This is a genomic window from Bacillus cereus (assembly GCF_002564555.1).
GTDB lineage: Bacteria > Bacillota > Bacilli > Bacillales > Bacillaceae_G > Bacillus_A > Bacillus_A cereus_K.
The window spans coordinates 1-319 of the sequence record NZ_NUVD01000063.1; the positions used below are offsets into that span (position 1 = coordinate 1).

Below are 319 nucleotides of genomic sequence, written 5' to 3' on the forward strand. Positions count from 1 at the left end.
AATCCTGTCTTCCCGATTTTCCCAAAAACATGGGGCCTTAGCTCAGCTGGGAGAGCGCCTGCCTTGCACGCAGGAGGTCAGCGGTTCGATCCCGCTAGGCTCCACTTATTTTAATATCATTTATGGCGGTGTAGCTCAGCTGGCTAGAGCGTACGGTTCATACCCGTGAGGTCGGGGGTTCGATCCCCTCCGCCGCTACCATAAAGGACCTTTAGCTCAGCTGGTTAGAGCAGACGGCTCATAACCGTCCGGTCGTAGGTTCGAGTCCTACAAGGTCCACCACTAAAGGTTTATATCTCGGAGGTATACCCAAGTTCGG

Annotated in this window: 3 tRNA genes; all 3 read left to right on the top strand. The window is 53.9% G+C overall.

Features of this window, described 5'->3' with window-relative positions:
• Positions 1-31: 31 nt before the first annotated feature.
• The 3 genes from COI75_RS17260 (at position 32) to COI75_RS17270 (ending at position 282) form a co-directional block, all read left to right on the top strand.
• Positions 32-104: transfer RNA gene (locus COI75_RS17260), tRNA-Ala, on the top strand.
• A 20-nt stretch (positions 105-124) separates the two neighbouring features.
• A tRNA-Met gene (locus tag COI75_RS17265) sits at positions 125-201 on the top strand.
• 4 nt (positions 202-205) lie between these two features.
• A tRNA-Ile gene (locus tag COI75_RS17270) sits at positions 206-282 on the top strand.
• Positions 283-319: the final 37 nt, after the last annotated feature.